The following is a 17,477-nucleotide window of genomic DNA, read 5'->3' as shown; positions in this document are numbered from 1 at the left end:
ATGACTGGAACACGCGTTGACACGGGGGAGGGGCGGGGGAGGTCAATGCACGCCGAACCGCCGTGCCTGCCGGGTCGCGGTTCGGACGCCTTCGGTGAAGGGCTTGCCGTGGCCGGGCAGCAGCAGATCCGCCGTCAGTTCGTCCAGGCGGTCGAGGGCGGCGAGTGCGGCCCGGCTGTCGTGGGTGAAGCAGCGGCTCACGATCGTGGGTCCGGTGCGGTCGGAGAAACCGTCGGCGGTGACCAGGGCGTCGCCCGTGAAGAGCAGCCCGCGGTCGGTGAGGACGTACGCGGTGCTGCCGGGTGTGTGGCCGGGCAGTACGACGGCCTGCGGGGCGCCGGGGACGTCCTTCAGCACCTGGTCGGCATCGAAGACCCGCGCACCTCGCACCGCGGGTGCGGTGAAGGCCCCGGAGCGGGCCAGCCCGACGGGGAGGGCGAGTGCGGAGGGCCTGCGCAGCAGGTACGGGAGCATCGAACGCTCGGGCTTGGCGTGGCGCATCGCGCTCCGCGGGCCGTCGCGCAGGATCGCGGCGTCCCGCTCATGGATCCAGAGGTCGGCGCCGGCTTCCTGCAGGGTGTGGGTCAGCCCCGTGTGATCGGGGTGGCCGTGGGTGAGGAGTACGGCACGGACGTCGGACAGGGGTCGGCCGAGGCCCGCCAGCAGTGCGCGCAGCTGCTTCAGATGGGCGGGTGTTCCCGCGTCGACCAGGACGAGACCGTCGGGGTCCTCGATCAGGTAGAAGTTGACGCCATGGTCGCCGAGGCGGTGGACGCCTGGTGCGACCTGGGTGGGCGCGGGACGGGACATACGAGCCTCCGGCGACCGAGCAGCATGCGCATATTCGATACAGTCGACTGTAACAGAATGGAAGGGTGTGCCGATGGCAGCCGGAACGCCACGTCGGTCCTACAACTCCGAGGGCCGGCGCGAGGCCGCGCGCCGCAACCGCGCCGCGGTACTGGCGGCCTGCCGTGAGCTGCTCTTCCGGGAGGGCTACCACGCCACGACCGTGCGTGCCGTGGCCGAGCGGGCGGGTGTCTCCGCCGAAACGGTGTACAAGTCGTTCGGCGGCAAGCCGGGCATGGTCAAGGCCCTGTGGGACATCACGCTGGCCGGGGACGACGAACCGGTTCCCATGGGGGACCGCCCCCAGATGCGGGAGATCCTGGGGACGGAGGAGTTGGGCGCCAAGCTCCGGCTCTACGCCGCGTTCGCGCGGGGCATCCATGAACGGGTCGCCGCGCTGTTCGCCCTGCTGACCCAGGCCGGGCCGGACGTCGGAGAGGTCCTGGAGATCGCCGAGCGCGAGCGGCTGACCGGCGTCACCGCCTTCGTCACCCACCTCGACGAGACCGGCGCGCTGGGCCCGGCAGCGGATCCCGCCCATCTGGCGGACGCCGTCTGGGCCCTGGCCGGCCCCCAGTTGTACACCCAGCTCACGGCGGGACGGGGCTGGTCGGCCGACACGTACGAGAACTGGCTGGCCGACATGCTGACGGCCACGATCGAGGCCCCTTCGCCCAGGAAACGGTGAGCGCTTGCAGCATCGGGTCGAAGGCGCATCGGGTCGAAGGCGCATCGGGGCGAGGGGGCGGGGCCGTTCACTTGGCACCTTCCCGCAGCCGACCCACGAGCAGGATCAAGGTCTATGGCTGGAGGTCGCGCTGGTACCAACTGCCCGACCTGCCGCCGAGGTCGGCCGGGGTGGCAGGGCCGACCGAGACGAACCCGGCCTTGGCCAGGACTCTCTGGGACGCGGCGTTGTCGTGGGAGGTGGCCGCCCGCAGTGTGAGCAGGCCATGCGTCGCTGTCGCCATCCGGCACAGCTCCTGGACTGTCGCGGTCGCCACGCCGCGGCCGGCGACCCGCTCCGCGACCCGGTAGCCGAGTCTGGCGGTGCCGTCCTCCAGGTCGTACAGGTTGAACCTGCCGAGTACCGAGCCGTCCTCGGCGACGAGCACGTAGAAGGCGCAGACGCCGTCCTCCTGCTCGGCCAGCGCGGTGTTGTACCGCTCGGTGAACCGGTCGAAGAAGTCGTCGCCGCGGTCGGAGATCGAGGCGGCGAAGTAGGCGCGGTTCGCCAGCTCGAAGGCCAGAACCGCCGGGGCATGGCCGGCATCCAGCCGCTTCAGCTCGGGCATCGCCCGACTCTACCCAGACCGTTCGCCGAGGTCACCAGAGTTTCCGTCAGTGGCAGACAGCTCCAGGACCAGGGCACATGGCGAACTACGGCTGGAGCATTGGCCGCCGGGTGAAGCGGACCGGATGCCGGGCCGCAAGGGCGACCCGGCTGTTCCGGTCGGCTCGACGGCGGTCTGCACGGCCGGCCGCCGCAACTTTGTAGCCCCATACGCAACGGCTTCCGACCATGAGGATGGGCATCAGGCTCATGATGGGCCCGGTCTGCTCCAGGCCGATGACGTCCTTGAGCCAGCCCCACTGGAAGACGGCCACGACCGCGCCCAGGAGGCAAGGACCGACAGCAGGAAGCCGAGAGCGGCCTTGAGCGGGACGAGGAGGGAGCGGAACACCACGATCAGCACGAGGACGGCCAGACCGACCACGAGGGAGAGGTAGGGCGCGATCGCCGCGGTGAACTTGGCGGAGACATCGAGGTTGATGGCCTGCTCGCGGAGCAGTTGCTGGGACGCGGGCTGCGCCCGCTGGACGTCGGCAGCCTGAAAATGGCGCACTGGCTGGAAGGAGCGGGCGTGGTCACGGTGGGCCATCTTCGGATCACATGCGACCCGCCCCCAACAAGGAGAGAACGGCTGTCGGGGCCTCCTGGTGGATCGCGCCCGTGGTTCCCGACAGCCGGGCACCACTACTGCCGTGGCGTAGGAGGAGTATCTCGGCGGCGATGGACAGTGCGGTTTCCGCCGGGCCGGCACCGCCCAGGTCGAGCCCAGCGGGGGAACAGAGCCGCCTCAGTCGGTCGTGGCGCACTCCCGTGGCTCGCAGGGATGCCCTGCGTTGCTCTGCGGTTCGCCGGGAGCCCAAGGCTCCGACGTAGGCCAGGTCCATCCCCAACGCGGCCTGAAGCAAGGGCACGTCGAACTTGGGATCGTGGGTGAGCGAGACGACCACCGTTCTGCCGTCGATCCGGCCTGCCGCTGCCTCGGCGGCGAGGTGGCGGTGGGGCCAGTCCACGACGACCTCGTCCGCGTCCGGAAAGCGCTCGGGGGTGGTGAACACCGGCCGTGCGTCGCACACCGTGACCCGGAAACCGAGCAGTGCACCCTGGCAGGCGAGGACCGAGGCGAACTCATTGGATCCGTAGACCAGCATGCGGGGCGGCGGCGCCAAGCAGTTGACGAACACCCGCGGGCCGGCGCCGGAGTCCCCGTCGGCGGACCCGGTGCGGAACGTGCAGGAGCGCCCCTGCCCGAGCAGTCTCCTGGCCGCTCCGGCAGTGTCACCGTCGAGGACGGAGTCGCCCGTGCTACCGCTCGTGCCGCTGTCCCAGCACACCAGGTGCGTGCCGACTCGTACCGGCCCGTCAGCCCCGACGGTCGTGGCCAGAGCGACGGCGACCCCGCGCCGCATGTGGTGGAGAAGGGTGCCCAATTCGGGGAAGGACTGCTGGTCGACGCGCTCGACGAGGACTTCGATGGTGCCACCGCACGTCAGGCCGACCGCTCCCGCGTCGTCGTCGCTCACCGCGTAGCGTTCGAGCACGGGAGTGCCGTCCCGCACGACCTGCTGTGCCAGGTCGTAAACGGCGCCCTCCACACAGCCGCCGGACACGCTGCCGGTGACTGTTCCGTCCGGGGCGCAGATCATGATGGCTCCGGGTCGGCGGGGAGCCGAGCCGTACGCGGAGACAACCGTGGCGAGCGCGCACGGTGTGCCGGCTTCCCAGAGACGATGGAGCCGCTCCCACATGTCGTTCATCCTGCTTCCTCATCTCCGATGATCTTGTCCAGGGTGATGGGCAGGTCCCGGATGCGGCGCCCCGTAGCGTGGTGGACGGCGTTTCCGATGGCGGCCGTCATGCCGGTCATCGGGGTTTCTCCGAACCCGCGTGCGCCGAACGACTCGCGGTTCGCCGGGTCGGGTTTGTCCACGAAGCCGATGCGGATCTCGGGGATATCGGCGTTGACAGGCACCAGATAGCCCGACAGGTTGGGGTTGACGATCCGCCCCAGGTGGTGGTCGACCATGGTGTGCTCGGACAGGGTGAAGCCGACGGCCCAGACCGCCCCGCCGATCGCCTGGCTGCGCAGCGTCCTGCGGTTGAGGACCCGGCCGGCGTCGAAGATCCCGTGCATACGGGTGACTCGGACCTGTCCGAGCCTGGGGTGGACGCGTACTTCCGCGAAGACCGCACCGGTGGAGTAACCAGGGGGAATGGGAACCGGGTTGGTGGTCGCCTCCACGGGCTTGCCGTGCCGGGTGACGACCGCGCGGATGGTGTCGCGGAGTTTTGGCCGGTCGGTGTCGTACAGGATCCCGCCTTCGACGGTGATCTGGTCGGCCGGGATGCCGTGAAGGGGGGACCGTGGGTCCGCTACTGCGATGTCGATCACGGATCGGCGGGCTGTGGTGCACGCTCGGTTGACGGCGGCGCTCACACCGGGGGCCGTGGCCGACGCGGCGGAGACGAACGCGAACGGGTAGTCGGTGTCACCGAGTTCGAAATCCACGTCGTCAAGATCCAGTCCCAGGCTGTCCGCAGCGACTTGCGACATCACCGTGTAGGTTCCGGTTCCGATGTCGTGGGTGGCGACCTGGACCACTGCTTTTCCATTGGCGGAGATCACTGCACGGGCGCCGGCTCCCGGCCTTCCGCCGGCCGTGTGCGCCGCGGACGCCATGCCCAAGCCGATCAGGGTGTCGCCGTCGCGCATCGATCGCGGGCGCGGATCGCGCTCGCTCCAGCCGAATGCGTCCGCGCCCCGGCGGTAGCACTCCTGTAGGTGCTTGCTGCCGAAGGCGGCGCCGTTGTCGGGATTGACCGAGGTGTAATTGCGCAGCCGGAGCTCGATGGGGTCCATGTCCAGCTCGTAACTCAGCTCGTCGAGTGCGGTCTCCAGGCCGTGGGAGGCGACGACTTCCGGTGACCTCATGTTGCTCGGCGCGGGCAGATGAAGTCTCACAGCCCGCTGGGCCACATGCACGTTGGGGCAGGCGTACAGCATGCGCGTGGGTTCACTGGTGTTGAACAGCAAATCCTCGGTCCGACTGACCTGGGACGTCGTGATGTGGTCGATCGCGGTGAGGGTGCCGTCCCGCTTGGCTCCGAGCCTGAACCGCTGGTGGGCTTCGGGGCGGTGGCCATTGGAGGTATATGCCTGAGCACGGGAGAGCACCAGTTTGACCGGACGCCTCAGATGGCGGGCGAGAGCGGCGGTGAACATGGTGTGTGGCCACACCGGGCCCTTCGCTCCGAACCCTCCGCCCAGGAACGGGGACAGTACACGGACGTTGGCAAGGGGCACATTGAGCGCCTCGGAGAGGCTGAGCCGGGTGGCGTTGATGCCCTGCGCGGTTTCGTGCACAGTCAGCCGGTCGCCGTCCCAGACGGCCGTCGTCGCGGACGGCTCCAGGGCGTTGTGGTGATGCATCGGTGTCGTGTAGCTGACATCGATGCGGACATCGGCCTGTGCCAGCCCCGCCTCGGTGTCGCCGCGGGTGACCTCGTTGGGACCCTCCAGACCCGGATCGGGCACATATGCCTCGTCCATGGCTCCGGAAAGGCTGGTCTGGGGTGTGCGAGCGTCGTAAGTGACGCTGACGAGCGACGCCGCGTGCTGGGCCTGCTCCAGAGTCTGTGCCACCACGTAGGCCACGGGCTGGCCGCTGTGGTGGATGTCCACGTTCTGCAGGGGGATGACACGCTTCCAGTAGGCCGCGAGCTGCGAGGTGGGAACGGCCAGGCGGGGCATGTTCTGGTGGGTGAAGATGCCGACCACACCGGGCGAACGTTCGGCGTCCTGGGTGGTGATGCCGGTGATGCGTCCGTTGGCGATGGTGCTGAGCACCAGGTAGCCGTACAGGGCTCCGCCGACCTGAGTGTCCGCGGTGTAGGTGGCCGCTCCCGTGACCTTGGCGCGTCCGTCGATCCGGGCTACGGGGCTCCCTACGATCGGGCTCATTTGCGGCCTCCAAGGTCCTCGAGGATGTCGGCCAGGGCGCGCTGAACCAGCTCGACCTTGAACGCGTTGTGCTCCCGCGGCTGAGCGCCGTCAACCAGCGCTCGGCCGGCTGCCGCAATGGTGGCCTGGGTCAGCGGGTGGCCGCGCAGGGCCTCCTCGGCACCGGCCGAGCGCCACGGCCTGGTGGCAATGCCACCGAAGGCGAGCCGCACATCGGTGACCACTCCTCCCGCCTGGGTCAGCGCGGCGGCCACGGAGACCACGGCGAACTCGAACGTGGCCCGGTCACGCAGCTTGAGGTAGCGGGAGCCAACTGCTGGTCCGCTCTCGGGAATCTCGACAGCAGTGATGAGCTCGCCGTGCCGCAGCGCGGTCTCCTGGTCCGGAGTGGAACCGGGCAGACGGTAGAAGTCCCCGATGGGGATGGACCGGCGGCCATCAGGTCCAAGAGTGAGCACCGTCGCGTCCAGAGCGGTCAGCGAGACGGCCAGATCGGACGGGTGAACGGCGATGCAGTGATCGCTGCCGCCGTGGATCGCGTGCCAGCGGTTCTGTCCGCCGATGGCGGGGCAGCCGCTGCCGGGTTCACGCTTGTTGCAGGCACTGCCGACGTCCCGGTAGTACCAGCACCGGGTCCGTTGGATGAGATTTCCGCCGATGGTGGCTCTGTTGCGCACCTGTGGGGACGCAGAAGCCAGCAGGGCTTCGGAAATGACGGGAAACCGCTCACGGACCACCGGGTGTTCGGCCACATCCCCCATCCGGGCCGTGGCGCCAATGAGCAGCCGGCCTTTTCTCACGCCGATGTCTGCCAGGGCCAGCCCGCCCACGTCCACGACGAGGTCCGGGGCGAGGACACCGTCCTTCATCAGATTCGTCAGTTCGGTCCCGCCCCCGATGAACGCGCCACCGGGGTGGCCCGCAACCAGGCCGACAGCGTCGGATACACGCGACGTACGCGCGTAGTCGAAGAGCTTCACAGCTTGCCTCCCTTCGCGGCGTCTCGTACTGCTTCGACGATGTTCGGATAACAGCCACACCGGCACAGGTTGCCGCTCATCCAGTCACGGATCTCGGCATCGGACCCGGTGTGGCCCTCCTTGATGCAGGCGACGGCCGACATGATCTGCCCGGATGTGCAGAACCCGCACTGGAATGCGTCCCGTTGGATGAACGCCGCCTGTACAGGGTGCAGTTCGTCCCCGCGGGCCAGACCTTCGACCGTGGTGATGTCACGGTTGTCCTCCATGACAGCGAGCGTCATACAGGACTTGACACGCCGGCCCTCGACGAGGACGGTGCAGGCGCCGCATTCACCGCGGTCGCAGCCCTTCTTCGGCCCAGTCACGCCCAGACGCTCACGGAGCGCGTCCAGCAGAGTGACGCGGGATTCGACCGTTACGTTACGTCGGACTCCGTTGACACGAAGTGTCACCTCGGCGGTCGAGGCCGGGGGCGGCAGCGCCGTCTCCGCCGCGGCGGCCGGATGAGCGAGCGCGAGCGGCGCCACGCCTCCCGACACGGCCACAGCGGCGCCGACGGCACCGGCCTTGAGTACGTTCCGGCGACTGTGCTTGTCAGTTGACAATGCGTCAGAATCGGCCATGGTGTGTCTCCTCGCAGGTGGGTGATGGGGAGATCTGCCTTCCTCCGCACGGGAAGGCATCAGCGATGCAGTGTGGGGCTGACACGACTGGTCCTTGTGTGATGGCCGAGAGGTAGGGCTCGGCGACCTGTGCCGGTGCGGAAGCCGGCGCACGAGTGCGTGACGATCCGGGGAGGCCAGGAGGCGGCTGCCGCCTTCTTCGACTGCGGCGGACGGCGGCTCGCCCTGCTTCCCTCCGGTTGCCCGAGCAGCCATCAGGACCCTCCGGAGTCCGGCGGACGCGAGGCGCGCCGACGGGAGCCCGAGACCCTTGCCGTCCGAGGACCATCGCAGCTTTCACTGATGGGACTCTGCGAGAGCAGCTGGGGCCCCGACATCTGTCCACAGGTGACGCGGGACAAGCCGATGATGCCTGCGTCAGGCCCACGACGCCGTCCTCCAAGGTGTCGCCATGGCTTGAACCTCCGCGCGATATGGACGCCTCGTCTACTTATTACGATACACGGAAATGTACAGGCAGTCCATAAAGGAGTGGGATTCGAGGGCGCCAGTCGGCTGTCGCGCCCACCCCTCCTGCTCAACACGGCCAAAGCCCTTAACTGAGAGGGCATTTGGCGTGGGTGAATTGCCGCTTATGCCCACGTGGGCTCGGTTCACGGCGCAGCTGACCCGCCCGACCTCGACGAGCCCCGGCACGTACGGCTTCCTGCTGGGCGACGCGGCCAACGCCATCCACTTCTGGCCGGGCCGCGGCCTCAACAGCGGTCTCGCCTCCGCCACTTCGCTCGCTCGCTCCCTCAGCCGAGCGTGGCAGGGAAAGCCGCTGCGTGACGCCGACTTCATCCGGCACGAGGCGGCGATGTCCATGCTTCAGTACCGGCACAAGAGCCGGGCCTGGAACGCCATGGTCACCATCGACGAACAGGGCGCCACCCACGCCATCAAGGACATCATCGCCCGCAGTATGGAATCGGCTCCCGCCCACGACTCCGAGTCCCAGCAGGCGCACCTCGACGCCCTGTTGGAGAGAATGAGTGCGATACGCGAGCGGCTCGCGCCGCGCCTCCCCGGCATGCCCACCGACGAGGAACTGCACAGCCACCTCTCGGCGTTGGAACCCGCCACGCTGCGCACGCTCCAGGAAAGCGGCGCGTGGGACGGTCTGTCACTTTCCGACGGGCACACAATGCCGTTGTCGGACTACTGAACTATCGTCACCTGCAGTTTGACGGTCCTGGCGGGTACGTGGCGTGGTAGGGCTTTCGGTTGTCCTTCGGTCGGTAGGAGTACAGCGAGTTGGGCCGTTTCAGGAAGCGGTCTGCCTCTTGCGGTCGGCGGGTGCCGCTGTCGAGTTTCCGGCGGACCTTCGCCGTCGGCGCGGTCAGGAACCTGCGGATCTTCGGCGGGGTGTCGGCGAACTGGCGGACCACGCTGCGTCGGGTGTGCTTGAGGACCTTGACGAACGAGATGCGGTCCGGGTCGATGCCGTTGCTGTGGGCAAGTTGCCGATGACGCCGGTCAGGCAGTGGTGCACCGCCGTTGATCAGACGCTCCCGCGCCGTTCGCTCATGGCCGATCACGGGGGCGTCGATGGATAGGGCCGGCTTCCGCCTCCTCCGCCACCGCATCCTGCTCAACTGATCCATCCCAGCGAGCGATCAACAGCTAGGAAATCTTGGCAGAGCCTGATTCATGACACTCCCCTCTGCCGTAGGCGGTCATGTTGTGTGGGGTGTTGCGCCGTGGAGTGCTTGGTCGACGAGGCGTTCGGCGAGGGTGTCGTCGAAGGGGACTTTGAGTACGAGGAGTCGGTGGTAGCAGGCGCCCCAGAGTTGGTCGACGATGATGTCGAGGTCGGCGTCCTGGCGTAGCTGGCCTTGTTCCTGGGCGGTGCGCAGGCGTACGCGGGCGAGTTCGCGGCGGGGCAGGGCATAGCTGCTTGACCAGGCGTGTGCGAGGTCGGGGTCCGTCTGGGAGGCGCCGACGAGTTCGGAGACGGGTTTTGCCGCGCCTTCGTCGGTGAGCCAGCGGATGAAGGAACTGAGCTGGGTGATCAGGTCGGTGCGGAGGTCGCCGGTGTCGGGAAACTGCAGGGTGCGGCCGCTCTGGGTGAAGTACGCCTCGGCGGCGAGGGCGCCCGGCGAGGGCCACCATTTGTAGAGGGTCATCTTGCTTGATCCGGCTTCGGTGGCGACGCGGTCGAAGGTGACGGCTCGCAGGCCCTCGGCGAGCAGGATGCGTCCCGCTGCCGCGAGTACGCCGGCGCGGACTTCCGCGGCCGGCCGGCGGCCTCGTCCCCGGCGGGCGGCAGTGTTCTGGGACATGGACAATCTCCTTTGTGGACTGCTTGTACATTTCTATGTATCGTGGCTAGTGGACAGCTCGTCCATATCCATCGTACGGAGGTTGGGCCATGGTGAACAACACTGGCCGCGTGGCGGTCGTCACCGGCGGATCCGGTGGCATCGGCAGGGCGTGCGTGGAGCGCCTGGCCGCCGACGGCTTCTCGGTCCTGATCCACTTCGCGGGCGCCGAGGACCGAGCCGAGGAGACCGCGAGCGCGCTGACCCGTGCCGGAGTCCCGGCCGTCGCCGTGGGCGGCGACGTGGCGGACGAAGCAGCCATGACCGCGGTCTTCGACATCGCGGACAGGGAACTCGGCGGCGTCGACGTCGTCGTCCACACGGCGGGCATCATGCCGCTCGCCCCCATCGCGCAGATGGACCTGGACACCTTCGACCGCATCCAGCGCACCAACGTGCGCGGCACCTTCGTCGTCGACCAGCTCGCCGCACGGCGTGTCCGCAAAGGCGGATCGATCATCAATTTCTCCACGTCGGTAACCCGGTTGAACATCCCCACCTACGGCGCCTACGCGGCCTCCAAGGGTGCAGTCGAGGCACTCACGCTCATCCTCGCCCGCGAACTGCGGGGCCGAGACATCACCGTCAACGCCGTCGCTCCCGGACCCACCGCCAGCCCTCTGTTCTTCAAGGGCAAGAGCCAGGAAGCCGTCGACCAGATCGCGAACGCCAACCCCATGCAGCGCCTGGGCACGCCCGAGGACATCGCCGAAACAGTGTCCTTCCTCGCCGGCCCGGCCCGCTGGGTCAACGGCCAGGTTCTCCATACCAACGGCGCCATGGCCTGAGGGGACAGGCATGTCAACCGTACTGATCACGGGATCATCCACCGGTATCGGACGCCGAACTGCGGAAACGCTGGCCGCCGCCGGCCACACCGTGTACGCGACGATGCGGGACCCCGGCAACCGCGACGCCGGCGCTGTGTCCGATCTCAAGGCTCTCGCACGCTCCCGGGGCTGGAAGCTGCGGGTCGTCGAGCTCGACGTGACATCCCAGGCGTCCGCAGACGCCGCCGTCGGGCACGTTCTCGACGAGACCGACGGTCTCGATGCCGTCGTGCACAACGCGGGACACCTGTACATCGGGTATGTCGAGGCGTTCACCGACAACGACGTGAGCCACCTGCTGGACGTCAACACCATCGGCGCTCACCGGGTGAACCGCGCGGCACTGCCGCACATGCGCTCCCGCCGTTCCGGCACGCTGCTGTACGTCGGCAGCACCATCCAGGTGACCACTCCACCGTTCCTCGGCCCCTACGTGGCCTCCAAGGCCGCCCTCGACGCACTGGCTGTGGTCACCTCCTACGAGGTGTCGCAGTTCGGCATCGAGACGTCGATCGTGATGCCCGGCGCGATCACCCAGGGGACCGATCACTTTCCTGGGGCCACCCACGCCGGCGACCTGAGAGTGGCGGTGCAATACGCCGAGTTGGACCCACTGGTCGAGCGTACGCACGAGGCGCACGAGCAGCTTTTCGCGCCGGGCACGACAGCCGACCCGCAGAGCGTCGCGGACGAGATCGAGCGCATCCTCGCCCTGCCGGTCGGGAGCAAGCCCTTCCGTTCGGTGGTGGACGCGGCTGAGGCCGGCGTCGACCACGTCATGGCGTTCAGCGACCTGACACGCGAGGCCTTCGTACGGCGGCTCGGGTTCGCCGAAACACTGAAGGTGAAGTCATGAATGGTGTGTCACGTGGGTGGAGCGGGAGTCTGCGTGGTTCTGCGCGGGCGACGGTTGTCGGACTGTCGACCGGGGCGCTGTGCCTGGGACTTGTACTGAGTGGCTGTTCCGGCAGGTCCGAGGAGTCGGAGCGGCCGAGGGCGTCGCTGCCGACGACGTCTGCGAAGTCCGGCGGCGGTGACGCCGCGACGCTGGGCGAACCCACAGAACTGACCACCGGACTTGACGCGCCGTGGGGGCTGACCTTCTTGCCCGACGGCTCGGCGCTGGTCTCCGAACGGATCACCGGTGAGATCCTGCGCGTACCTGCCGACGGCGGTGACGCCCGCACGGTGGGGGTCGTCCCTGATGTGAACGCCACATCAGAGGGAGGACTCCTCGGCATCGTCGCCTCGCCCGACTTCGCCGACGATCGCACGGTCTACGCCTCGGTCTCCGGCGCAAGCGAGAACCGTATCGTCGCGCTCACGATCGCCGCGGACTACGACGCCCTCGCCCTCGAACGGGTTCTGCTCGACGGAATCCAGACCGCCGACCGCCACCACGGTGGCCGGATTGTCATCGGTCCCGACGGCCACCTGTGGATCGGCACCGGCGACGCCTTCGAACCCGAAAACGCCGCGGACGACAACTCCCTCAACGGCAAGATCCTGCGCATCGCCACCGACGGCTCCGTACCGCGGGACAACCCTGAAGACTCACCGGTCTACTCCAGCGGGCACCGCAACGTTCAGGGCATCACCTTCGGGCCGGACGACACTGCTTACGCCTCCGAACTCGGCCACCGCACCTGGGACGAGGTCAACGTGCTCCGCGCGGGCGCCGACTACGGATGGCCGGAGTCCGAGGGCACCCAGGGATCGGCCGGCGAAGAACCCATCGCCGTCATCCACCCCGACGACGCCAGCCCCTCCGGCGTCGCCTACGCCGAAGGATCCCTGTGGATCGGCGCCCTCGGCGGCCAGCGGCTGTGGCAACTCCCCGTCGACGGCCAGGCCGCCACCGCCGAGCCCATCGCCCACTACCAAGGCGAATACGGCCGCATCCGCACCGTCGAAGTCGCACCTGACGGATCCCTGTGGATCATCACCTCCAACACCGACGGTGCCACCTGGGGCGGTACCGATCCACGCTCCGGCGACGACCGCATCCTCCGCATCGAAGTGGAAGAGCCCTGACCACAGCCCAGGCAACACCCACATGGCGGGCTGTGGTCTCGTCGTGAAGGCCGGCTGGACACCACCACAGCCGCGGCCAGCCGCCCGTCCGATGCCGCAGGCCCAGCCGTCGCTGGACAGAAGGACTGGAGGAAGTGGCGGTCTCGGAACTCATCGGGCGAGCGGCCACCGCTGCACCATCGGCCGCTGCAACTGTGCAACCGATGTGCAACGGCTTAGGTCGGACGACGTTGCCGCGCAGGTCAGAAAGGCGTCACCGCCACGAACGAGCTGTCCTGGCGGAACAGGTCCGTGCCGTCCGAGGGGTCGACGCGGAGTTGGTAGTTGTAGTGGCGCAGGTAATAGCCGGGGTAGTTGTACGACTCCAGGCGTACGGAGGTGCCGGCGCGGGCGATGAAGGTGGCGTCCCTGGCGAACGTCGACGAGCCGTCGTTCGCGTCGAAGCGGCCCCGGAAGTCCCAGTGCCGCAGGTAGTTGCCGGCCGCGTTGCGGAACGAGTAGCCGTTCGCGTCGGCGAGGCCCGCCACGATCGTGAACGTGGACGCCTGCTTCTCCGCGGTCGTGCTGGAACTGGTCAGCACGGGCAGGTTGAGCAGGGCGGACTGCTCCTGCCAGTAGCGGGTGGTGAAGTTGCCCGACTGGAGGTAGCGGGTGACGCCCGTCGGCAGGGTCACACCACCGGACACCGTCTCCTTGATCACCGTGAAGTGGCGTGCCGTCCCCGAGATGCCCGGCAGTACCTTCGGCGCGCTCCAGGTGGCGAAGGTGTCGTAGCTGTCGCTGTAGTAGTAACTGCCGTCGCCGTACCCGTCGAAGAAGATCCGCCACGCGCCGTTGTCGAGCTGTATCAGCGCGGCGCCCTCCCGAGTGCCGCCCCAGCCCGCCCAGTTGCCCGTCCTGCTGATCGTGTACGGCCCGGCGAGCGCGGTGCTCGTGCCGTACTCGATGTACTTGGACGTCTCGTTCTTCGTGAAGGCGTGGTACGTCGAGCCGGTCTTCACGAAGAACGTGTCGATGTGGTTGGCGCCGATGCCGGACAGCGCCACCGGTGAAGTCCAGGCGGTGAGCGCGGAGTTGGTGGCCTTGAGCAGATACGGAGTGAAGATCCACTCGTTGCTGGTGACCGAGCAGGACACGAGGATGTTCACGCTGCCGTCGCTGTCGACGAACCACTCCGGCGCCCAGGCGCGCGACAGGTTCGCGATCGGCACGGTGTAGTCGTACAGGAAGGTCCAGTTGCTGCGGTCGGAGCTGCGGGCGAAGCCGATGGTGGTGCTGGTGTCCTGCCAGGTGTGCGTGGTGTAGGTGATGTAGTAGTAGCCGTCCGTGTGCTTGAAGATGCTGGCGTCGCGGATGCGGCCCGCGGGCGGCGTGTACGCGGACGCCCTGAGGAGCCGGAAGTCCGTCGCGTCGTCCGACTGGTAGACGTTCACCGTGCCGTCGTTGCTGTTGAGGAACGGCACGATGGTGTAGCGGGTGGCCGATCCGCGGGGCGGCGCGGCCGCGGAGGCCGAGCCGAGCAGGCCGGGCAGTCCGCCCACGACGAGCGCCGAGACCGGCAGGGCGGCCATCGCCCGCAGCAGGCTCCGGCGGGAGGGTGCGAAGGGGCGGGCGGCGCCGGTCGCGTCCGGGGCGGTGGCAGGTCTGTGGGAGTTGTCTGGCGTGATCATGTGCGGCTCTCCTCGTTCGGAGTTCGGACTGTGCTGCTGGTGCTGGATGTGCCAGTCCCGTGGGCCCGGGGTCGTCCGTCCCGGGGTCCACGGGGTGGTTCAGAAGCGGGTGCCGACGGGCGTGCCGTCCCTCGGGACGAGCCGGTCCCTGGCGGGCGGCAGGGGGTGGTCGGACGCACGCGGTTCCGTGATGACGTCCGAGTCGCGGAACGTGGTACGGCTGAGGGCGGGCGTGCCCGGACTGAGCATGGATCGATATATCGAACGCGGTTCGGTAAACCGGTCAGAACGTAGAGGGCGGCCGTGACCACGTCAATAACTTCGACACGCTCAGCCGCTTCTGGCCCCGTTGGGGCGCGCCTGGGCCGTGCGAAGGCGGGTTTGGCGTGGCGATGCCCGGCTACCCGAACCGTGTGTCACTAACAGAGCAGCAGGAACTCGTTCGTTTCCTCGAGGACCGGTTCGCCTGTGCGCAGGCATGTACCGAGTGCGCACGGGTCTGTGCCCTGCGCGCGAGCCTCGCCGAACTCGACGGCCCCGACGACCAACAGGAGTTGCGGCGCAAGGGCATCCTGTGCGCGGAGGTCTGCGACGCGACCTGCCGTGCCCTGGCCGAGCAGGTCACACAGGCCGAGGCCGGGATGCGCGCCCAGGTGGAGTGGTGTCGTGCCGTCTGCCTGGAGACCGCCCATGTCTTCGACCGGAACCCCGGCGCCGAGAAGGCCGCCGAGGCCTGCCGCGACTGCGCACGCGCCTGCACGGAATTCCTCGCCCTGCTGAGGTGAGGTCCCGTGCGGTGAGTTTTGGGTGCCGCGTCCCGAGGAACGCCACGCCCCCAAGGTGCCGCGTCCCGAGGAGCGTTCAGTCGGGCGCTCGCCGTCGCCTCACTCTCCGAGCGCTCTCCCGACCCGTACGTTCCAGCGCCCGGCCCGCCCGCTGAACTCCGTCGCGGCCAACGGCGGCACGTCGACGCGCCAGAACGCCGGCTCCGGGGCCCCGAGTGCCCGCACCACCCCGGCCCGTACGATCTCCGGCTCGACGACGGCGATGATCCGGACGGAGCCTGGTCGTGAACCCCCAGCCGAGTCGGATGCTGAAGCCCCGGAACCCGGATCCGCCACCGTCTCCAGCCACTTCGCGACGCGCTCGCACAGCCCGCTCACCGACTCGCCGCCGTGCGGGGCGGACGACGGGTCCGCCAGCCAGCGGCCCACGGCCTCGGGTTCGTCGGTGCTCACCTCGGCGAGGGTCGCCCCGCGCCAGCGGCCCACGTCCAGCCCGGCCAGGTCGGGCTCGGTGACGGCGAGGGCGTCGAGCCCGAGGGCCGCCGCCGTCTCCCGGCAGCGAACGGTGGGCGAGACCAGGACCCGGTCGGCGGACGGCAGCGAGCCCGCGGCCGCCTCGGCGAGCCGCAGCCCGGCCGGGTCGACGGGACATCCGTCGTCGAAACGCGCCTCCCGCAACGCCGCGCTCATCGCTGGTGAGATCAACATCACTCGGCTGGTCATCGTCCCGCCCTCACGTTCCACACGTGCTCAACACCCCTGTCCGTACCGGGAATTGGGGGCGTGACCAGGGCCCCGGCGCGCCCCCGGCATTCCATGCGCCCTTGGCCGCGCCTCCGCTTCGCGGTACCTTCTCGTCGATATTGACGACGGTACGACGGAAGCCGGTGAGAATCCGGCACGGTCGCGCCACTGTAAGCCCCGCACAACCGCCTTCCACCGGGGGAGGCGGAGGTCGAGCAAGTCAGACCCGTGGCCGTCGTCCTGTGCACCACCGAGATGGGACGCGAGTTCCCCCAGGAGGTCCTGCCATGGCGCAGTCCGCCGTCGCTCAGCCGACCGTAACCACCCCCGACGTACCCGCAAAGCTGCCGATCGGCGCGATCGCTCCCTGGGCGGTCTTCCTCGGCATCCTGATGCTGGTGCTGCTCTACTTCGTCGGTGCCGAACAGGGCGCCACCTCCCTGGTCTCGGGCGAGGGCGTGCACGAGTGGGTGCACGACGCCCGCCACCTGCTCGGCTTCCCCTGCCACTGACGGCGACAAAGAACCGACAGGACAACCCAATGAACTCCGTCACCGTCAGAAATCTCCTGGTGCGGGGCATGCTCGCGGGTCTTGCCGCGGGTGTGCTCGCCCTGGTCGTCGCCTACTTCCTGGGCGAACCCCGCGTGGACGAGGCCATCGCGTTCGAGGAGGCCCACGCCCACGAACACGGCGGCGAGGAACTCGTCACCCGTGCGATGCAGTCCACCGGTGGTCTGTCCACCGGCGTCCTCGTCTACGGGGTCGCGTTCGGCGGCATCGCCGCACTCGCGTACTGCTTCGCCCTCGGCAGGATCGGCCGCTTCGGGCCGCGCGCGAGCGCGCTGCTGCTGGCGGGCGCCGGTCTGGTCGCGGTCTACCTGGTGCCGTTCCTCAAGTACCCGGCGAACCCGCCCGCCGTCGGCGACCCCGACACCCTCAACCAGCGCACCGCGCTGTTCCTCCTGATGATCGTGCTCAGCGTGCTGCTGGCCGTCGCCGCGGTGATCCTCGGCAAGCGCCTCGCACCGCGCCTGGGCAACTGGAACGCCACCCTCGCGGCGGGCGCGTCCTTCGTCCTGGCCGTCGGCCTGGCGTACGCGTTCCTGCCGTCGTTCAACGAGGCGCCGGAGGGCTTCCCCGCCACCCTGCTGTGGCAGTACCGCCTGGCGACCCTGGCCATCCAGGTGACCCTGTGGACCGCGTACGGCCTGGTCTTCGGGCTGCTCGCGGAGCGCGTGCTGGCTCCCGGGACGGCCGGGGCCGAGGGAGAGAAGGCACCCGAAGGGCGGGCAACTCCCGTCGCGCACTGATCCGTTCACGCAGCCGAAGGGGTCCCGGGAGC

Annotated in this window: 19 protein-coding genes, 2 pseudogenes and 1 riboswitch; of the genes and pseudogenes, 9 read left to right on the top strand and 12 right to left on the bottom strand. The window is 68.8% G+C overall.

Annotated elements, in window-relative coordinates:
- Positions 1 to 42: 42 nt before the first annotated feature.
- On the bottom strand, positions 43 to 810 hold the full coding sequence (locus tag ACFWXQ_RS11570; RefSeq protein WP_383944780.1) for an MBL fold metallo-hydrolase: 768 nt from the start codon (positions 808 to 810) through the stop codon (positions 43 to 45).
- A 73-nt stretch (positions 811 to 883) separates the two neighbouring features.
- Here ACFWXQ_RS11570 and ACFWXQ_RS11565 point away from each other — a divergent pair, with 73 nt between their 5' ends.
- Entirely contained in the window at positions 884 to 1,537 is a 654-nt protein-coding gene (locus tag ACFWXQ_RS11565) for a TetR/AcrR family transcriptional regulator (RefSeq protein ID WP_383944777.1), read from the top strand.
- Positions 1,538 to 1,649: 112 nt separating this feature from the next.
- Here the strand turns inward: ACFWXQ_RS11565 and ACFWXQ_RS11560 are convergent, their stop codons facing one another.
- A complete protein-coding gene (locus tag ACFWXQ_RS11560; RefSeq protein WP_383944774.1) occupies positions 1,650 to 2,144 on the bottom strand; it encodes a GNAT family N-acetyltransferase in 495 nt (164 codons plus the stop codon).
- 220 nt (positions 2,145 to 2,364) lie between these two features.
- Positions 2,365 to 2,627 (bottom strand): annotated as a pseudogene (locus tag ACFWXQ_RS11555) (MMPL family transporter); the annotation flags it as partial.
- 24 nt (positions 2,628 to 2,651) lie between these two features.
- On the opposite strand from ACFWXQ_RS11555, the pseudogene ACFWXQ_RS11550 reads away from it, so the two are divergent.
- Positions 2,652 to 2,729: pseudogene (locus ACFWXQ_RS11550) on the top strand (NADP oxidoreductase); the annotation flags it as partial.
- 10 nt (positions 2,730 to 2,739) lie between these two features.
- On the opposite strand, the gene ACFWXQ_RS11545 reads toward ACFWXQ_RS11550, so the two are convergent.
- The 4 genes from ACFWXQ_RS11545 to ACFWXQ_RS11530 are packed head-to-tail and all read right to left on the bottom strand — an operon-like array spanning position 2,740 to position 7,707.
- Positions 2,740 to 3,897, bottom strand: coding sequence for an XdhC family protein (locus ACFWXQ_RS11545; protein ID WP_383944771.1), 1,158 nt, complete (start codon positions 3,895 to 3,897; stop codon positions 2,740 to 2,742).
- Positions 3,894 to 6,101, bottom strand: a complete 2,208-nt coding sequence (locus ACFWXQ_RS11540) for a xanthine dehydrogenase family protein molybdopterin-binding subunit (RefSeq protein WP_383944768.1) — start codon at positions 6,099 to 6,101, stop codon at positions 3,894 to 3,896. The genes ACFWXQ_RS11545 and ACFWXQ_RS11540 overlap by 4 nt, the downstream gene beginning before the upstream one ends.
- Positions 6,098 to 7,081, bottom strand: coding sequence for an FAD binding domain-containing protein (locus ACFWXQ_RS11535; RefSeq protein ID WP_383944766.1), 984 nt, complete (start codon positions 7,079 to 7,081; stop codon positions 6,098 to 6,100). The genes ACFWXQ_RS11540 and ACFWXQ_RS11535 overlap by 4 nt, the downstream gene beginning before the upstream one ends.
- Positions 7,078 to 7,707 carry a (2Fe-2S)-binding protein gene (locus ACFWXQ_RS11530; protein ID WP_383944763.1) on the bottom strand — a complete coding sequence of 210 codons (630 nt, stop codon included), beginning with the start codon at positions 7,705 to 7,707 and terminating at the stop codon, positions 7,078 to 7,080. Before ACFWXQ_RS11530 ends, ACFWXQ_RS11535 begins: the two co-directional genes overlap by 4 nt.
- A gap of 634 nt (positions 7,708 to 8,341) precedes the next feature.
- Between ACFWXQ_RS11530 and ACFWXQ_RS11525 the strand changes: the two genes are divergently transcribed.
- Entirely contained in the window at positions 8,342 to 8,914 is a 573-nt protein-coding gene (locus tag ACFWXQ_RS11525; RefSeq protein ID WP_383944760.1) for a hypothetical protein, read from the top strand.
- 7 nt (positions 8,915 to 8,921) lie between these two features.
- Here ACFWXQ_RS11525 and ACFWXQ_RS11520 read toward each other — a convergent pair whose 3' ends face one another.
- Both ACFWXQ_RS11520 and ACFWXQ_RS11515 read right to left on the bottom strand, forming a co-directional pair.
- Positions 8,922 to 9,287 carry a hypothetical protein gene (locus ACFWXQ_RS11520; RefSeq protein WP_383944757.1) on the bottom strand — a complete coding sequence of 122 codons (366 nt, stop codon included), beginning with the start codon at positions 9,285 to 9,287 and terminating at the stop codon, positions 8,922 to 8,924.
- A 138-nt stretch (positions 9,288 to 9,425) separates the two neighbouring features.
- The gene (locus ACFWXQ_RS11515) at positions 9,426 to 10,031 is read right to left on the bottom strand and encodes a TetR/AcrR family transcriptional regulator C-terminal ligand-binding domain-containing protein (protein WP_383944754.1); all 606 of its coding nucleotides are present in this window, start codon (positions 10,029 to 10,031) and stop codon (positions 9,426 to 9,428) included.
- 89 nt (positions 10,032 to 10,120) lie between these two features.
- Here ACFWXQ_RS11515 and ACFWXQ_RS11510 point away from each other — a divergent pair, with 89 nt between their 5' ends.
- Genes ACFWXQ_RS11510 through ACFWXQ_RS11500 form a run of 3 tightly spaced genes read left to right on the top strand, consistent with a single transcriptional unit; the run spans position 10,121 to position 12,934 of the window.
- Positions 10,121 to 10,858: an SDR family oxidoreductase gene (locus ACFWXQ_RS11510; RefSeq protein ID WP_383944751.1), complete on the top strand. Its 738-nt coding sequence runs from the start codon at positions 10,121 to 10,123 to the stop codon at positions 10,856 to 10,858.
- Positions 10,859 to 10,868: 10 nt separating this feature from the next.
- Complete coding sequence (locus ACFWXQ_RS11505; RefSeq protein ID WP_383944748.1) at positions 10,869 to 11,756, top strand: SDR family oxidoreductase; 888 nt, start codon at positions 10,869 to 10,871, stop codon at positions 11,754 to 11,756.
- A complete protein-coding gene (locus ACFWXQ_RS11500; RefSeq protein WP_383944745.1) occupies positions 11,753 to 12,934 on the top strand; it encodes a PQQ-dependent sugar dehydrogenase in 1,182 nt (393 codons plus the stop codon). The genes ACFWXQ_RS11505 and ACFWXQ_RS11500 overlap by 4 nt, the downstream gene beginning before the upstream one ends.
- Before the next feature lie 242 nt (positions 12,935 to 13,176).
- On the opposite strand, the gene ACFWXQ_RS11495 is transcribed toward ACFWXQ_RS11500, so the two are convergent.
- On the bottom strand, positions 13,177 to 14,505 hold the full coding sequence (locus ACFWXQ_RS11495) for an AbfB domain-containing protein (protein ID WP_383944839.1): 1,329 nt from the start codon (positions 14,503 to 14,505) through the stop codon (positions 13,177 to 13,179).
- Between the two features lie 198 nt (positions 14,506 to 14,703).
- On the bottom strand, positions 14,704 to 14,853 hold the full coding sequence (locus ACFWXQ_RS11490; protein ID WP_383944742.1) for a hypothetical protein: 150 nt from the start codon (positions 14,851 to 14,853) through the stop codon (positions 14,704 to 14,706).
- 143 nt (positions 14,854 to 14,996) lie between these two features.
- Here ACFWXQ_RS11490 and ACFWXQ_RS11485 point away from each other — a divergent pair, with 143 nt between their 5' ends.
- Positions 14,997 to 15,389, top strand: coding sequence for a ferredoxin (locus ACFWXQ_RS11485; RefSeq protein ID WP_383944836.1), 393 nt, complete (start codon positions 14,997 to 14,999; stop codon positions 15,387 to 15,389).
- A gap of 99 nt (positions 15,390 to 15,488) precedes the next feature.
- Here the strand turns inward: ACFWXQ_RS11485 and ACFWXQ_RS11480 are convergent, their stop codons facing one another.
- Complete coding sequence (locus ACFWXQ_RS11480) at positions 15,489 to 16,112, bottom strand: histidine phosphatase family protein (RefSeq protein WP_386268045.1); 624 nt, start codon at positions 16,110 to 16,112, stop codon at positions 15,489 to 15,491.
- Between the two features lie 130 nt (positions 16,113 to 16,242).
- Positions 16,243 to 16,385: riboswitch (cobalamin riboswitch) on the top strand.
- A 35-nt stretch (positions 16,386 to 16,420) separates the two neighbouring features.
- On the opposite strand from ACFWXQ_RS11480, the gene ACFWXQ_RS11475 reads away from it, so the two are divergent.
- Both ACFWXQ_RS11475 and ACFWXQ_RS11470 read left to right on the top strand, forming a co-directional pair.
- Complete coding sequence (locus ACFWXQ_RS11475; RefSeq protein ID WP_055611616.1) at positions 16,421 to 16,645, top strand: CbtB-domain containing protein; 225 nt, start codon at positions 16,421 to 16,423, stop codon at positions 16,643 to 16,645.
- Positions 16,646 to 16,674: 29 nt separating this feature from the next.
- Positions 16,675 to 17,445: a CbtA family protein gene (locus ACFWXQ_RS11470; RefSeq protein WP_383956323.1), complete on the top strand. Its 771-nt coding sequence runs from the start codon at positions 16,675 to 16,677 to the stop codon at positions 17,443 to 17,445.
- Positions 17,446 to 17,477: the final 32 nt, after the last annotated feature.

Origin of the sequence: Streptomyces sp. NPDC058697, assembly GCF_042715345.1 — a bacterium.
In the GTDB taxonomy this organism is placed as follows: domain Bacteria; phylum Actinomycetota; class Actinomycetes; order Streptomycetales; family Streptomycetaceae; genus Streptomyces; species Streptomyces liliifuscus.
Note: the sequence above shows the minus strand (reverse complement) of the source record. Positions and strands in the feature narration are given on the sequence as shown.

Coding starts and splice junctions, on each gene's coding strand:
- ACFWXQ_RS11490 (WP_383944742.1), bottom strand. CDS start 14,853: ATGCTCAGTCCGGGCACGCCCGCCCTCAGCCGTACCACGTTCCGCGAC.
- ACFWXQ_RS11495 (WP_383944839.1), bottom strand. CDS start 14,505: ATGGCCGCCCTGCCGGTCTCGGCGCTCGTCGTGGGCGGACTGCCCGGC.
- ACFWXQ_RS11485 (WP_383944836.1), top strand. CDS start 14,997: ATGCCCGGCTACCCGAACCGTGTGTCACTAACAGAGCAGCAGGAACTC.
- ACFWXQ_RS11480 (WP_386268045.1), bottom strand. CDS start 16,112: ATGACCAGCCGAGTGATGTTGATCTCACCAGCGATGAGCGCGGCGTTG.
- ACFWXQ_RS11565 (WP_383944777.1), top strand. CDS start 884: ATGGCAGCCGGAACGCCACGTCGGTCCTACAACTCCGAGGGCCGGCGC.
- ACFWXQ_RS11570 (WP_383944780.1), bottom strand. CDS start 810: ATGTCCCGTCCCGCGCCCACCCAGGTCGCACCAGGCGTCCACCGCCTC.
- ACFWXQ_RS11525 (WP_383944760.1), top strand. CDS start 8,342: ATGCCCACGTGGGCTCGGTTCACGGCGCAGCTGACCCGCCCGACCTCG.
- ACFWXQ_RS11540 (WP_383944768.1), bottom strand. CDS start 6,101: ATGAGCCCGATCGTAGGGAGCCCCGTAGCCCGGATCGACGGACGCGCC.
- ACFWXQ_RS11515 (WP_383944754.1), bottom strand. CDS start 10,031: ATGTCCCAGAACACTGCCGCCCGCCGGGGACGAGGCCGCCGGCCGGCC.
- ACFWXQ_RS11505 (WP_383944748.1), top strand. CDS start 10,869: ATGTCAACCGTACTGATCACGGGATCATCCACCGGTATCGGACGCCGA.
- ACFWXQ_RS11530 (WP_383944763.1), bottom strand. CDS start 7,707: ATGGCCGATTCTGACGCATTGTCAACTGACAAGCACAGTCGCCGGAAC.
- ACFWXQ_RS11475 (WP_055611616.1), top strand. CDS start 16,421: ATGGCGCAGTCCGCCGTCGCTCAGCCGACCGTAACCACCCCCGACGTA.
- ACFWXQ_RS11560 (WP_383944774.1), bottom strand. CDS start 2,144: ATGCCCGAGCTGAAGCGGCTGGATGCCGGCCATGCCCCGGCGGTTCTG.
- ACFWXQ_RS11500 (WP_383944745.1), top strand. CDS start 11,753: ATGAATGGTGTGTCACGTGGGTGGAGCGGGAGTCTGCGTGGTTCTGCG.
- ACFWXQ_RS11470 (WP_383956323.1), top strand. CDS start 16,675: ATGAACTCCGTCACCGTCAGAAATCTCCTGGTGCGGGGCATGCTCGCG.
- ACFWXQ_RS11510 (WP_383944751.1), top strand. CDS start 10,121: ATGGTGAACAACACTGGCCGCGTGGCGGTCGTCACCGGCGGATCCGGT.
- ACFWXQ_RS11545 (WP_383944771.1), bottom strand. CDS start 3,897: ATGAACGACATGTGGGAGCGGCTCCATCGTCTCTGGGAAGCCGGCACA.